The sequence below is a fragment of the Comamonas sp. JNW genome (assembly GCF_003105075.1).
Classification (GTDB): Bacteria; Pseudomonadota; Gammaproteobacteria; order Burkholderiales; family Burkholderiaceae_C; genus Comamonas; species Comamonas squillarum.
The window spans coordinates 282,725-295,227 of record NZ_QETI01000002.1; the positions used below are offsets into that span (position 1 = coordinate 282,725).

Consider the following 12,503-nt stretch of genomic DNA (forward strand, 5'->3'; position numbering starts at 1 on the left):
GCGGCTGCGTAGAGACTTTGAACAGGTTCTCAGACATGCCCCGCTGAGGTTGTGGGGCAGGTGGGTAGTTAGTGCGCTGGCGTGCCGTCCGGCATCGCAAAGCCATTCTGGCGCCAGGCCTCGAACACCGTCACCGCCACCGCATTGGACAAGTTCAGGCTGCGCTGGCCCGCCACCATCGGCAGGCGCACGCGCTGGCTGGTGGGAAAACCCTCGCGCAGCGCCACCGGCAAGCCCCGGGTTTCACAGCCAAACACCAGCCAGTCGCCGGGCTGAAAGCGCACATCAAACGCCGGGCTGCTGCCATGGGTGGTCATCGCAAACATGCGGTCGGCGGCAGGCTGCATGCGCTCGATAAAGGCGTCCCAATGGGCATGGCGCTGGGTGGCGGCGTACTCGTGGTAGTCCAGGCCGGCGCGGCGCATCAAGCGGTCTTCCATCGAAAAGCCCAGCGGCTCGATCAGGTGCAAGCGGCTGCCGGTATTGGCACACAGGCGGATCACATTACCGGTGTTGGGAGGGATTTCGGGTTCGACCAGGACGACGTTGAACATGGCAAATGCGCAAAAACAAGGGCGCCAGTGTAGCGGCCCCGCCAAACAAGGGTGGACCGCTGCGCTATTGGCCGGGCGCCGGCGTTCTGGCAAACACCAGCGCCTGCACCGCTGGCGCGCCTTGCGCCTGCAGCAGCTGCGCCACCGCGCCCAAGGTGGCGCCGGTGGTCATCACATCATCGATCAGCAATGGGCACGCACCCAGATCCTGCGCTTGCAGGCCCGGGCGCAGCGCAAAGGCATGGCGCAGGTTGCGCAGCCGGGCAGCGCGCCCCAGGCCGGCCTGGGCGGGCGTGTCCACCAGCCGCTGCAGGTAGCGCGGCTGCACGGTTGCCAGTCGCAGCGAGACAGGGGCCTGGCGGCGCAGTGCCTTGGCCAGCAGCAGTGCCTGGTTGTAGCCGCGCTCGCGCATGCGGGCAGCAGACAGCGGCACGGGCAGGATGACGCTGGCGTGCTGCAGACTGGCCAGCACCCCCGGCGTGTGCAGCAGCAACTGCGCCATGCGGTTTGCCCATGCCAGCTGCTGGTGAAATTTGAGCCGCAGCACCAGGGCATCCCAAGGCGGGCTATAGTCCACGGCGGCATGGCAGCGCTGCAACAGCGGCGCATCGCGCAGGCAGCCGGCGCAGACCTCGGTGCTGGCCGGCAGCGGCAGTGCGCAGCGGCTGCAGCGGCGCAGACCCGGCTGCCAGCAGACGCTGGCGCAGGCCGTGCAGATCCAGTCACTGGGCCAGCTGCGGCAGACTAGGCACTGGCTGGGCCAGTGGCCCAGCACCTGGGCCGCACGCTGCCACAGGCTGGGCCGGTGTTTCTCGGGTGTGGCTGCTGTCATCGCTTTAATACCAATCAATAATCTGCGCGCCAAAGCGCAGGTGTTCCCCCATGGCTGAATTTACCGCACCTCCGTCGATCGACCCCAACGCCGCCCATGCCTGGCAGCGGCGCGCGCCTGCGCACAGCCCCTGGCTGCACGAAGAGGTGGGCCGTCGCATGCAGGACCGGCTGCAGTGGATCGTGCAAAAGCCCGAGGCCTGGTGCAGCTGGGAGCCCGTATACGGCGGGCTGGAGGCGCACCAGCAGGTGGCAGAGCGCTACCCGGCGGCCGATATCCATATCGTGGAAAGCCGCCCGGCCCATGCCGCGCTGCTGCGCAGCCAGCTGGACAAGCCCTGGTGGGCGCTGAGCCGCTGGCGTCAGGCCAAGCTGCACTGGGGCCTGCCGGCGCCCGGAAGTGTGCAGATGCTCTGGGCCAATATGGCGCTGCACCAGCATCCCAACCCCCAGCAGCTGCTGCAGACCTGGCACCAGAGCCTGGCGGTCAACGGTTTTGTGATGTTTTCCTGCTTCGGGCCCGATACGCTCAAGGAGCTGCGTGCGGCCTATGCCAGCCAGGGCTGGCCCGCTGCCAGCCATGAGTTTACCGATATGCACGACTGGGGCGATATGCTGGTGCAGGCCGGCTTTGCCGAGCCGGTGATGGACATGGAGCGCATCACCCTGTCGTACTCAGGCGCCGCCCAGTTGCGCGCCGAGCTGCGCGAGCTGGGCCGCAACCTGCACCCGGCCCGCTTTGGCGGCCTGCGTGGCCGCCAGTGGCGCAACGAGCTCGATGCCCTGCTGACGGCCAAGCTGGCCGATGCCCAGGAGCAGGGGCGCCTGGTGGTCTCGTTCGAGATCATCTACGGCCATGCCTTCAAGCCCACGCCACGCATGAAAGTGCAGGGCGAAAGCAGCATCAGCGTACAGGACATGCAGCAGATGCTGCGCCAGGGGCGCCCAGGTGGCGCCTGATGGCTGTGGCCGCTGCCGGCTCTGCTGATGTGTTGTGCGCAGGCGATTGGGTGATTCAGCAAACCACCTAACATATGGGCGCGCTGTCCAGTGGTGGACAGCTGCTGTTGTCAATCTCCTATGATCCCGGGATTGCATGGGTTGCAATCTTGCGCGGTTGCGGCCATGCTCGCTGTAATGACCAAGTGGCATGGGTGCAAGCGGAGATGCACCCGGCGGTGTCTGCACCACGCGGCTGGATGTCTTCCCCCCACAGGACACCCCAGCCTGCCCTACATAACGATGAGAAGATGAGAAGTAAGTGACAACTATGAAAAGTGATTCTCATAAGCTGGCTTCTTGGCTGCTGCTGGTGGCATCTGGCCTCACCTCGGCAGCACATGCGGTGCAAAGTCTTCCCGGCGGCCCGGCCGTTGGGCAGATGAACCTGGCGCCCCCCGTCACCCGAATTGCCCAGGAGCAGCACACGCTGCACTGGATGATGCTCTGGATCTGCACCATCATCTTTGTCGGTGTGTTCGCGGTGATGTTCTATTCCATCTGGAAGCACCGCAAATCCAAGGGGGCGGTGCCCGCCACCTTCCATGAATCGGTCACGGTCGAGGTCACCTGGACGGTGCTGCCCTTCATCATAGTGATCCTGATGGCCTTGCCGGCGACCAAGGTGCTGGTCGCACAAAAGGACACCACCAATGCCGACCTGACGGTGAAGGTGACTGGCTACCAGTGGAAATGGGGCTACGACTACCTGACCGGCGAAGGCGAGGGCCTGAGCTTTATCTCTACGCTGGACAGCGGCCAGCGCGCGATGTCCAACAGCGGCGATGTCTCCAAGGCGCCCAATGACTACCTGCTGCGCGTCGACAAACCTTTGGTCGTGCCCGTTGACAAGAAGGTGCGCATCATCACCACCGCTGCCGATGTGATCCACTCCTTCATGGTGCCGGCCTTTGGCATCAAGCAGGATGCGATCCCCGGCTTTGTGCGCGACACCTGGTTCCGCGCCGAGAAAACCGGCGACTACTATGGCCAGTGCGCCGAGCTGTGCGGCAAGGAGCATGCCTACATGCCCATCCATGTGAAGGTGCTGTCGGCCAGCGATTACTCCGCATGGGTCGCCGAGCAAAAGAAACTGCTGGCCGCGCAGGCCGATGACCCCAACAAGGTCTGGGAGCTGGCCGCACTGGTGGCCCGGGGCGAGAAGGTCTATGCCGCCAACTGCGCCGCCTGCCACCAGGCCAATGGCAAGGGGGCCGGCCCCATCAAGGCCTTGGATGGCAGCCCGGTGGTGCTGGGCCCCACGGCCGACATGATGCACACGGTGCTCGAAGGCCGCGCCAATGGCGCCATGCCGTCCTGGAAACAGCTGAGCGATACCGACCTGGCAGCGGTCGTCACCTTTACCAAGAACCACTGGAGCAACAAGACCGGCACCATGGTGCAGCCAGCCCAGTTTGTCGCGGCACGTACCGGAAAATTCCCGGAAGGCGGAGGCTTAGCAGGTGCTGCGCCGGCTGCAGCCCCCGCCGCGGCCCCTGCGGCGTCTGATGCCGGCGCTGCTGCAACCGCTGCGCCTGCTGCGCCTGCTGCGGCATCGGCATCGGCCACCGCAGAGGAGCCGATCTCCCAGGTGCTGTTTGCCAGTGGCAAGAGTGAGCTCGACAGCCAGGCCCAGGAGGCCGTGAAGAAAGCCGCCACCACGCTGGCCGGCCAAAGCGGCAAGGTGGCGTTGTCCGGTTTTGTCGATGGCACCGGCAATGCCGACCAGAATGCCGAGCTGGCCAAGAAGCGCGCGCAGGCCGTGGCCGAGCTGCTGGTGGCCCAAGGCGTGGCAGAGGCGCGTATCGAGATGCGCAAGCCGCAGACCATAACCGCAGGTGAGGGCGCTGACAGCCAGGCGCGCCGTGTCGATATTGTTGCTGCACCCTAAGGCGTGCAAGCCCTAGAAGAGCCATCGGAGTCAAGATTTATGAGCGCTGTTCTCCCCACAGACCCCAGCCATAGCGACCACGGCCACGCCGACCATGCCCACGACGACCACCACCATGGTGCGCCCACGGGCTGGCGGCGCTGGGTGTTTGCCACCAACCACAAGGACATCGGTACGCTCTACCTGCTGTTCTCGTTCACCATGCTGATGGTGGGTGGCGTGCTGGCGCTGCTGATCCGTGCCGAGCTGTTCCAGCCTGGGCTGCAGCTGGTCAACCCCGAGCTGTTCAACCAGCTGACGACGATGCACGGGCTGATCATGGTGTTTGGCGCGATCATGCCGGCCTTTGTCGGCTTTGCGAACTGGATGCTGCCGCTGCAGATTGGCGCGAGCGACATGGCCTTTGCGCGCATGAACAACTTCAGCTTCTGGCTGATGATCCCGGCCGGCCTGATGCTGGTGGGCTCGTTCTTCATGCCCGGCGGCGCGCCCGCTGCCGGCTGGACCTTGTACGCGCCATTGACCCTGCAAATGGGTCCGTCGATGGACACCAGCATATTTGCGATGCATATCATGGGCGCCTCGTCCATCATGGGCTCGATCAACATCATCGTCACTATTTTGAACATGCGCGCGCCAGGCATGACCTTGATGAAGATGCCGATGTTCGCCTGGACCTGGCTGATCACCGCCTACTTGCTGATTGCCGTGATGCCGGTGCTCGCTGGCGCAATCACGATGACCCTGACCGACCGCCACTTCGGCACCAGCTTCTTCAATCCCGCTGGCGGTGGTGATCCAGTGATGTACCAGCATATCTTCTGGTTCTTCGGCCACCCCGAGGTCTACATCATGATCTTGCCGGCCTTTGGCATCATCAGCCAGATCGTGCCGGCCTTCAGCCGCAAGAAGCTGTTTGGCTATGCCTCGATGGTCTATGCGGTGGCAGCGATTGCGATCCTGTCCTTTATCGTCTGGGCGCACCATATGTTCACCACCGGCATGCCGGTGACCGGCCAGCTGTTCTTCATGTATGCGACCATGCTGATCTCGGTGCCCACAGCGGTGAAGATCTTCAACTGGGTGGCGACGATGTGGCGCGGCTCGATGACCTTCGAGACGCCGATGCTGTTCTCGGTGGGCTTTATCTTTGTGTTCACGATGGGGGGCTTCACCGGCCTGATCCTGTCGATGGCGCCCATCGATATCCAGCTGCAGGATACCTACTACGTGGTGGCGCACTTCCACTATGTGCTGGTGGCCGGTTCGCTGTTCTCGATGTTCGCTGGCTACTACTACTGGGCACCCAAGTGGACAGGCGTGATGTATTCGGAGTCGCGCGGCCGCATCCACTTCTGGGGCTCGCTGATCTTCTTCAACATCACCTTCTTCCCGATGCACTTTCTGGGTCTGGCCGGCATGCCACGCCGCTATGCCGACTACCCGATGCAGTTTGCCGACTTCAACATGATCGCCTCGATCGGCGCCTTCGGCTTTGGTCTGATGCAGGTGTATTTCTTCGCCTTTGTGGTCTGGCCCGGCATGCGCCACCGCGGCGAGAAGGCTCCCCAAAAGCCCTGGGAAGGTGCCGAAGGCCTGGAGTGGGAGGTGCCATCGCCCGCGCCATTCCACACCTTTGAGACCCCGCCCAAGCTGGATGCGACTGCGACCAAGGTGATTGGATGATCACGCCGGCGCAGCGCAAGGCCAACCGGCGACTGGCATGGATTCTGGCGTCGATCGCGCTGGCGTTCTTCATCGGATTTCTCGTAAAAATGACGGTGCTCTAGCAGCACAGGGAGCAGCAGGTGAGCAGACACGCAGACAACGCGAAGATGGTGGGCAAGCTGGCCGTGGTCGCCTTTGGCATGTTTGCCTTCGGCTACGCGCTGATCCCGCTGTACAAGCGCATCTGCGAGGTCACCGGCATCAACATCCTGGCGCTGACTGAGCGCGATGTGCCGGGCAACGGCACGGCCGGCAAGAACGTCAAGCTCAACAGCCAGGTCGACGAGAGCCGCACCATCACCGTCGAGTTCGACGCGAATGCGCGCGGGCCCTGGAGCTTCAAGCCGGCGGTGCGCTCGATGCAGGTGCACCCCGGCGCGCTGAGCACGGTGATGTACGAGTTCCGCAACGAGCAGGACCACCGCATGTCGGCCCAGGCAATTCCCAGCTATGCGCCCAAGCAGGCCGCACCGTATTTCAACAAGCTCGAATGCTTCTGCTTCAACCAGTACACCTTGGAGCCGGGCGAGCGCAAGGAATGGCCGGTGGCCTTTGTGATCGACCCCAAGCTGTCCAAGGATGTGACGACGATCACCTTGTCCTACACCTTCTTTGAGGTCGGTGGCCGCATCCCGGCGGCACCTGCATCGACGGCGGTGCTGGCGCCTGCGGTGCAGGGTGCTGGCGCACCGGCAGGGGCATCCTGATGGCCAGCGCGCCCGGCCCGCAACCGCCGCGCAAGGGCAATCTCTGGCGCACGGTCAAAGCCGTGGCCTGGTCGTTTTTGGGCGTGCGCAAGGGTTCGGAATGGCAAGAGGATGGCGTGCATATCACGCCACTGCAGGTGATCGCCGTGGGTTTGGTGGCGATCTTCCTGTTTGTGCTGGGGTTGATGGCCCTGGTGCAATGGTTGGTTTGATGCCAGTATTGGCATAGCGGAAGAATGAATTAATAAACGAAATACCAGGAGCAGCGATGAGTGCGACTTCCCATGGCACCACACCGTACTACTATGTTCCGGCCGAGTCCCGCCACCCGGTGATGGCGGCCATTGGGCTGGGCTTTGTCATTGCCGGCGCCGGCAACTGGGTCAATGGCCACACCTGGGGCATGTACCTGCTCTTTGTCGGCATTGCCTGGTGGCTGTTTGTGCTGTACCAGTGGTTTGGTGATGCGATCCGTGAAAGCGAGCAGGGCCTCTACAGCCACCGCATCGACCTGTCCTACCGCTGGAGCATGAGCTGGTTCATCTTCTCGGAGGTGATGTTCTTTGGCGCCTTCTTCACCGCGCTGTGGTGGGCGCGTGCCCATTCGCTGCCGGCGCTGGGCAGCCTGGACAATGCCATTCTCTGGCCCGACTTCAAGGCCGTGTGGCCCAGCGTGGAAATGGGCGCGACCGCCTCGCCAGCGGGCATCGTCGAGCCGTTCCAGACCGTGGGGCCCTTCTGGCTTCCCACCATCAATACCGCGCTGCTGCTGACCTCGGGCGTTACCTTGACCATTGCCCACCATGCCTTGCAGGCCGACCAGCGCAGCAAATGCATCCGCTTCATGTGGATGACCGTGGTGCTGGGCATCGTCTTCCTCTGTGTGCAGGGCTATGAGTACTTCCACCTCTACACCGAGCTCAACCTCAAGCTCAACTCCGGCACCTACGGCTCCACCTTCTACATGCTGACGGGCTTCCACGGCTTGCATGTGTTCATCGGCATGCTGATGCTGCTGGTCATCACCTTGCGGCTGCAAAAAGGCCATTTCACCGCCAAGAAGCACTTTGGCTTTGAGGGTGCTGCCTGGTACTGGCACTTTGTCGATGTGGTCTGGCTGGGCCTCTATATCCTCGTGTACTGGATGTAGTTGGGGTGGGGGTGCTGCCGAGGGCCTCAAGCCCCCAGCGGTATGCCATGGGGCTGCAGGTAGCCCAGCTTCCAGGCCAGCAAGATGCCGGCAAACACCAGCACCGACAGCGCAATGCGCAAGGTCAGCGCCCAGGCCATGCGCTTGCTGCCGGCGCCGGACTGGTTGCCGCGCAGCATGAAAATCCCGGCCGCTGCCAGGCAGGCCAGTATCACGACAAAGGCGAGTGCGATGAGCAGATGCATGGTGCTGTCCTCAGGGTGGTCTCGGTGTTCTTGGAGTGCGCTGCGAGTCGCTTCGAACGGCTCTCTGGCGCCCGGCGCAACAAACCCATTGTGCGGCAGCGCCAGACGGGGCGCTATCGGCCTGCACCCCAATAGCCTCTCCTCGCAGCATTGTGGCCAGCGTGCTGCTGGCTGCCGCGCTCTGCACCGGGTATAAGCAGCGTATGCCCGCGCCTTCTGCTTCCTCCTCCATCCCCAAGACCCCTACGGAGCGCCGCGCCCAGCTGCGTTTTGTGCTGATCACCGTTGCGGCAGCAGCCTCGATGCTGCTGACCGCCTCGCTGGGGTTCTGGCAGCTGCGCCGCGCCGATGAGAAGCTGGCCTACCAGGCCCAGCTCGATGCGCGTGCAGCCCTGCCGGCGCTGGACGGGGCCAGCCTGTTGCAACCCATGAATGAGGCCGAGCGTTCCAGCCTGCAGCACCGCCAGGTGGTGCTGCGGGGCGAATGGCTGCCACAGTACTCGGTCTACCTGGACAACCGCCAGATGCAGGCGCGCCCCGGTTTTTATGTGCTGACACCGCTGCGCCTGGCCGGCTCGGTAGCGCCAGGCCAGCCGCAGACCGTGCTGGTGCAGCGGGGCTGGGCGCCCCGCAATTTTGAAGACCGCCTGGCGCTGCCGCAGGTGCAAACGCCTGGCGGTACCGTGCAATTGCAGGGCCGGGTGGCGGGCCAGCCGGCGCGCCTTTTGGAGCTGCAGACGTCCGCCGCGCGCCCAGGGGTTTCCCGAATCCGGCAGAATCTCGACACTGATGCTTACGCGCAGGCGACCGGACTGCCCTTGGCAGCACTGACCGTGGTGCAGACCGGGCCGGCCAGTGAGGGCCTGCTGCGCGACTGGCCCGTAGTAGGCAGCGGCGTGGAAAAGCATTATGGTTATGCATTTCAATGGTTTGGTCTGTGTAGCCTGATTGCGATCCTCTATGTCTGGTTCCAAATTGTCCGACGTGTCCTTCGACGCCGCAGCCACCCAGGCGCCGCCGCCCGCTGACGAGGCGCTGCTGGGCCTGACCGTGCATGGCCTGCCGCCTGCCGAGCAGGCGGAAGCCGCACTGGAGGAGGCCGAGCGCTCGCGCAGTGGCCGCCTCAAGATGCTGCTGGTGCTGCTGGTCTGTGCGGCGCCGGTGATCGCGTCCTACTTCACCTACTACGTGATCCGTCCCGAAGGGCGGCGCAATTTTGGCGAGCTGGTGGGCCAGCAGCCGACGATTCCGGCCGCGCAGGTCAAGACCCTGGACGGCCAGCCCTTTGAGCTGCAAAGCCTCAAGGGCCAGTGGTTGCTGCTGAGTGCCTCGGGCGCGGCCTGCGACGAGGTCTGCCAGAACAACCTCTACCTGCAGCGCCAGCTGCGCGAGAGCCTGGGCCGTGAGAAGGACCGGCTGGACTGGGTCTGGCTGGTGACCGATGACGGCGAGCCGCCGCCAGCCTTGCGCACGGCACTGGACCAGGCCACCGTGCTGCGGGTGCCCCAGGCGCTGGTGGCCCAGTGGCTGCAGCCGGCGGCCGGCCAGCAGTTGGGCGAACATTTGTACGTGGTGGACCCGCTGGGCCACTGGATGATGCGTTTTCCCGCCCAGCTCAGCCGCTCCGATGCGGCCAAGGCGCGCAAGGATCTGGAGCGGCTGCTGCGTGCGTCGTCGAGTTGGGACAAGGAAGGGCGGTAGTGGATAGCTAGCATGACATCGCAGGATTTATATGATTTCGCGCCGCTGGCGCGTGTGTTGCTGACCGGGGCCATCATTGCGCTGGGCCCCATCGTCTGGATTTGGTGGCGCCACCGCGGTGCCACGCCGCTCAAGCGCCTGCAGGTGCTCGCGGTGCTGACCCTGTTCCTGTCCTTTGACCTGGTGATGTTTGGCGCGTTCACGCGCCTGACCGATTCGGGCCTGGGCTGCCCGGACTGGCCGGGCTGCTACGGCAATGCCAGCCCGATTGGCGCGCATGCCGAGATCTCTGCCGCGCAGGCGGCGATGCCGACCGGCCCGGTGACCCATGGCAAGGCCTGGGTGGAGATGATCCACCGCTACCTGGCCACTGCGGTGGGCGGCCTCATCATTGTGCTGACGGCCAGTGCCTGGCTGCAGCGCAAACGCGGCGGGCCGCAGCCGATCAGCCCCTGGTGGCCGACGGTCACCCTGGTCTGGGTGCTGATCCAGGGGGCCTTTGGCGCGCTCACGGTGACGATGAAGCTGTTCCCGGCGATTGTCACCTTGCACCTGCTGGGCGGCACCGTGCTCTTGATGCTATTAACCGTGCAGGCAACGCGCCACACGCAATTTGCCGATAATCTAGGGTTAGTCCCAGTGCCGCGCCTGTTGCGCGGCCTGGTGGCGGTCACGGCGCTGCTGGTGTTTGCGCAGGTGACCCTGGGTGGCTGGGTCAGTACCAACTATGCGGTGCTGGCCTGCACCAGCTTTCCCATGTGCAATGGCGCCTGGTGGCCGGCGATGAACTTTGACGGGTTCCAGATCTGGCGCCCGCTGGGCTTTCTGGCCGACGGTGCGCATATCAGCTATGAAGCGCTGGTGGCCATCCACTACATGCACCGGCTGTTTGCCTACCTGGTGATTGCCGCCTTGCTGTGGCTGGGCTGGGCCCTGCGCACGGTGCCGCTGCTACGGCAGCAGCGCCGCTGGCTGGTGGGCCTGACGCTGCTGCAATTTGCCACGGGACTGTCGAATGTGGTGCTGGACTGGCCGATGCTGGCGGCCGTTTTGCACACCGGGGGCGCTGCCGCCATCATGGTGGTGCTGACCTGGATCTGGTGTACTGCGGGCCCTGAACCTGCCCGCAGTGCTGCGAGTTGATGACGCTGTATGGAACAAAGACTGAGTGCCCCGATGACCGAACTTGCCGCAACGCCAATGCCGAACCGCTTTGCGCAGTTCTATGCATTGACCAAACCCAAGGTGGTGCAGCTGATTGTGTTTTGCGCACTGATCGGCATGGTGCTGGCCGTGCCCGGTGTGCCCACCGGCGCCGAGCTGCTGCGCATGGCCGTTGCGTGTGTGGGCATCTGGCTGGTGGCGGGGGCCGCTGCCGCCTTCAATTGCCTGGTCGAGCAGAGCATCGATGCGCGCATGAAGCGCACCGCCTGGCGCCCCACAGCGCGCGGTGAGCTGTCCAACCTGCAGACCCTGATGTTTTCTGCCGGGCTGTGCATCGCCGGCTCGGCCATTCTGATCGTCTGGATCAACGCCATCACGATGTGGCTGACCTTTGCGACCTTTGTCGGTTATGCCGTCATCTACACGGTGATCCTCAAGCCGCTGACACCGCAGAACATCGTGATCGGTGGCGCATCGGGCGCGATGCCCCCCGTGCTGGGCTGGGCCGCGATGACCGGCGATGTCTCGCCCCAGGCGCTGCTGCTGTTTTTGATCATCTTCCTGTGGACGCCGCCGCACTTCTGGGCACTGGCGCTGTACCGGGTCGAGGACTACCGCAAGTCCGGCCTGCCGATGCTGCCGGTCACGCATGGGAACTATTACACCCGCGTGCAGGTCTTGCTCTACACCGTGGTCTTGTTTGCCGCCGGCCTGCTGCCCTTCATCATCCAGATGAGCTCCTGGATCTACCTGGTGGCCGCAGTCGTGCTGGGTGCCGGGTTCTTTGGCTATGCCTTTGCGCTGTGGCGCAATTACTCCGACGCGCTGGCGCGCAAGACTTTCCGTTTTTCGCTGGTCTACCTCAGCCTGCTGTTTGTGGCGCTGCTGGTGGACCACTATGTGAGCTGGTAAATCTGCAATGAACAAGCGCAATGCCCTTCGCTGGCTGGCGGGCTCGGCCATGCTGGCCTCGGCCGCCGGTGTCCTCACCGCCTGCAAATCCAAGGCCGATTTCAACGCCATCGACCTGACGGGCAGCAAGGAGTATGGACAGGATTTCTCCATGCCCGACCAGCATGGCCAGCGCCGCAGCATGGCCGACTTCAAGGGCAAGGTCGTGCTGGTGTTCTTTGGCTTTACCCAGTGCCCCGATGTCTGCCCGACCACTTTGGGCGACCTGGCCGCCGTCAAGCAAAAGCTCGGCGCCAAGGGCGACAAGCTGCAGGTGATCTTCGCCTCGGTCGATCCATCGCGCGACACACCCGAAATCTTGCAGGCCTACCTCGCCAACTTTGACCCCAGCTTTCTGGCGCTGCGCGGCAGCGACGAGGAAACGGCCAAGATGGCCAAGGACTTCAAGGTCTACTACAAGCGGGTCGAGGGCCAGACCCCGGGCAGCTACACGATGGACCATACCGCTGGCGACTATATCTTTGACCCGCAAGGGCGTCTGCGCTTGTACAGCCGCTATGGCACCCCCGTTGAAACGCTGGCCAAAGATATCGAGCAGCTGATCGACGGCGCTTAAGCGCT

15 protein-coding genes are annotated in these 12,503 nt (G+C 64.0%); 12 read left to right on the plus strand and 3 right to left on the minus strand.

Going from position 1 to position 12,503, the window contains the following annotated elements; all coding sequences use genetic code 11:
- Positions 1 to 68: 68 nt before the first annotated feature.
- Together trmL and DCO45_RS04310 are read right to left on the minus strand one after the other, a co-directional pair.
- Positions 69 to 554, minus strand: coding sequence for a tRNA (uridine(34)/cytosine(34)/5-carboxymethylaminomethyluridine(34)-2'-O)-methyltransferase TrmL (gene trmL, locus DCO45_RS04305; protein WP_116924679.1), 486 nt, complete (start codon positions 552 to 554; stop codon positions 69 to 71).
- Between the two features lie 64 nt (positions 555 to 618).
- Positions 619 to 1,386 carry a ComF family protein gene (locus DCO45_RS04310; protein WP_243419239.1) on the minus strand — a complete coding sequence of 256 codons (768 nt, stop codon included), beginning with the start codon at positions 1,384 to 1,386 and terminating at the stop codon, positions 619 to 621.
- A 50-nt stretch (positions 1,387 to 1,436) separates the two neighbouring features.
- On the opposite strand from DCO45_RS04310, the gene DCO45_RS04315 reads away from it, so the two are divergent.
- The 7 genes from DCO45_RS04315 to DCO45_RS04340 all read left to right on the plus strand — a co-directional run bounded on the left by DCO45_RS04315 (position 1,437) and on the right by DCO45_RS04340 (position 7,860).
- On the plus strand, positions 1,437 to 2,345 hold the full coding sequence (locus tag DCO45_RS04315; protein WP_116924680.1) for a biotin synthase: 909 nt from the start codon (positions 1,437 to 1,439) through the stop codon (positions 2,343 to 2,345).
- A 310-nt stretch (positions 2,346 to 2,655) separates the two neighbouring features.
- Entirely contained in the window at positions 2,656 to 4,275 is a 1,620-nt protein-coding gene (coxB, locus tag DCO45_RS04320; protein WP_116924681.1) for a cytochrome c oxidase subunit II, read from the plus strand.
- 39 nt (positions 4,276 to 4,314) lie between these two features.
- Positions 4,315 to 5,961: a cytochrome c oxidase subunit I gene (gene ctaD, locus DCO45_RS04325; protein ID WP_116924682.1), complete on the plus strand. Its 1,647-nt coding sequence runs from the start codon at positions 4,315 to 4,317 to the stop codon at positions 5,959 to 5,961.
- Positions 5,958 to 6,065, plus strand: a complete 108-nt coding sequence (locus tag DCO45_RS23160; protein ID WP_021026279.1) for a cytochrome oxidase small assembly protein — start codon at positions 5,958 to 5,960, stop codon at positions 6,063 to 6,065. The genes ctaD and DCO45_RS23160 overlap by 4 nt, the downstream gene beginning before the upstream one ends.
- Positions 6,066 to 6,083: 18 nt before the next feature.
- Complete coding sequence (locus tag DCO45_RS04330) at positions 6,084 to 6,710, plus strand: cytochrome c oxidase assembly protein (protein WP_116924683.1); 627 nt, start codon at positions 6,084 to 6,086, stop codon at positions 6,708 to 6,710.
- A complete protein-coding gene (locus DCO45_RS04335; protein ID WP_116924684.1) occupies positions 6,710 to 6,922 on the plus strand; it encodes a DUF2970 domain-containing protein in 213 nt (70 codons plus the stop codon). Before DCO45_RS04330 ends, DCO45_RS04335 begins: the two co-directional genes overlap by 1 nt.
- Positions 6,923 to 6,978: 56 nt before the next feature.
- Positions 6,979 to 7,860, plus strand: coding sequence for a cytochrome c oxidase subunit 3 (locus DCO45_RS04340; RefSeq protein ID WP_027010763.1), 882 nt, complete (start codon positions 6,979 to 6,981; stop codon positions 7,858 to 7,860).
- 26 nt (positions 7,861 to 7,886) lie between these two features.
- Here DCO45_RS04340 and DCO45_RS04345 read toward each other — a convergent pair whose 3' ends face one another.
- On the minus strand, positions 7,887 to 8,105 hold the full coding sequence (locus DCO45_RS04345) for a DUF2909 domain-containing protein (RefSeq protein WP_116924685.1): 219 nt from the start codon (positions 8,103 to 8,105) through the stop codon (positions 7,887 to 7,889).
- 203 nt (positions 8,106 to 8,308) lie between these two features.
- Here DCO45_RS04345 and DCO45_RS04350 point away from each other — a divergent pair, with 203 nt between their 5' ends.
- The 5 genes from DCO45_RS04350 to DCO45_RS04370 are packed head-to-tail and all read left to right on the plus strand — an operon-like array spanning position 8,309 to position 12,498.
- Positions 8,309 to 9,133: an SURF1 family protein gene (locus DCO45_RS04350; RefSeq protein WP_243419240.1), complete on the plus strand. Its 825-nt coding sequence runs from the start codon at positions 8,309 to 8,311 to the stop codon at positions 9,131 to 9,133.
- On the plus strand, positions 9,066 to 9,806 hold the full coding sequence (locus tag DCO45_RS04355) for a hypothetical protein (RefSeq protein WP_116924686.1): 741 nt from the start codon (positions 9,066 to 9,068) through the stop codon (positions 9,804 to 9,806). The genes DCO45_RS04350 and DCO45_RS04355 overlap by 68 nt, the downstream gene beginning before the upstream one ends.
- A gap of 12 nt (positions 9,807 to 9,818) precedes the next feature.
- Positions 9,819 to 10,949: a COX15/CtaA family protein gene (locus DCO45_RS04360; RefSeq protein ID WP_116924687.1), complete on the plus strand. Its 1,131-nt coding sequence runs from the start codon at positions 9,819 to 9,821 to the stop codon at positions 10,947 to 10,949.
- Positions 10,950 to 10,958: 9 nt separating this feature from the next.
- Positions 10,959 to 11,882 (plus strand): heme o synthase, encoded by a 924-nt coding sequence (cyoE, locus tag DCO45_RS04365; protein WP_182345095.1) that lies wholly within the window; start codon positions 10,959 to 10,961, stop codon positions 11,880 to 11,882.
- A 7-nt stretch (positions 11,883 to 11,889) separates the two neighbouring features.
- Positions 11,890 to 12,498 carry an SCO family protein gene (locus tag DCO45_RS04370; protein ID WP_116924689.1) on the plus strand — a complete coding sequence of 203 codons (609 nt, stop codon included), beginning with the start codon at positions 11,890 to 11,892 and terminating at the stop codon, positions 12,496 to 12,498.
- Positions 12,499 to 12,503: the final 5 nt, after the last annotated feature.

Excerpts from the sequence above, each read along its gene's own strand:
- trmL (WP_116924679.1), bottom strand. The coding sequence starts at position 554 with ATGTTCAACGTCGTCCTGGTCGAACCCGAAATCCCTCCCAACACCGGT.
- DCO45_RS04310 (WP_243419239.1), bottom strand. The coding sequence starts at position 1,386 with ATGACAGCAGCCACACCCGAGAAACACCGGCCCAGCCTGTGGCAGCGT.
- DCO45_RS04315 (WP_116924680.1), top strand. The coding sequence starts at position 1,437 with ATGGCTGAATTTACCGCACCTCCGTCGATCGACCCCAACGCCGCCCAT.
- coxB (WP_116924681.1), top strand. The coding sequence starts at position 2,656 with ATGAAAAGTGATTCTCATAAGCTGGCTTCTTGGCTGCTGCTGGTGGCA.
- ctaD (WP_116924682.1), top strand. The coding sequence starts at position 4,315 with ATGAGCGCTGTTCTCCCCACAGACCCCAGCCATAGCGACCACGGCCAC.
- DCO45_RS23160 (WP_021026279.1), top strand. The coding sequence starts at position 5,958 with ATGATCACGCCGGCGCAGCGCAAGGCCAACCGGCGACTGGCATGGATT.
- DCO45_RS04335 (WP_116924684.1), top strand. The coding sequence starts at position 6,710 with ATGGCCAGCGCGCCCGGCCCGCAACCGCCGCGCAAGGGCAATCTCTGG.
- DCO45_RS04340 (WP_027010763.1), top strand. The coding sequence starts at position 6,979 with ATGAGTGCGACTTCCCATGGCACCACACCGTACTACTATGTTCCGGCC.
- DCO45_RS04345 (WP_116924685.1), bottom strand. The coding sequence starts at position 8,105 with ATGCATCTGCTCATCGCACTCGCCTTTGTCGTGATACTGGCCTGCCTG.
- DCO45_RS04350 (WP_243419240.1), top strand. The coding sequence starts at position 8,309 with ATGCCCGCGCCTTCTGCTTCCTCCTCCATCCCCAAGACCCCTACGGAG.
- DCO45_RS04355 (WP_116924686.1), top strand. The coding sequence starts at position 9,066 with ATGTCTGGTTCCAAATTGTCCGACGTGTCCTTCGACGCCGCAGCCACC.
- DCO45_RS04360 (WP_116924687.1), top strand. The coding sequence starts at position 9,819 with ATGACATCGCAGGATTTATATGATTTCGCGCCGCTGGCGCGTGTGTTG.
- cyoE (WP_182345095.1), top strand. The coding sequence starts at position 10,959 with ATGGAACAAAGACTGAGTGCCCCGATGACCGAACTTGCCGCAACGCCA.
- DCO45_RS04370 (WP_116924689.1), top strand. The coding sequence starts at position 11,890 with ATGAACAAGCGCAATGCCCTTCGCTGGCTGGCGGGCTCGGCCATGCTG.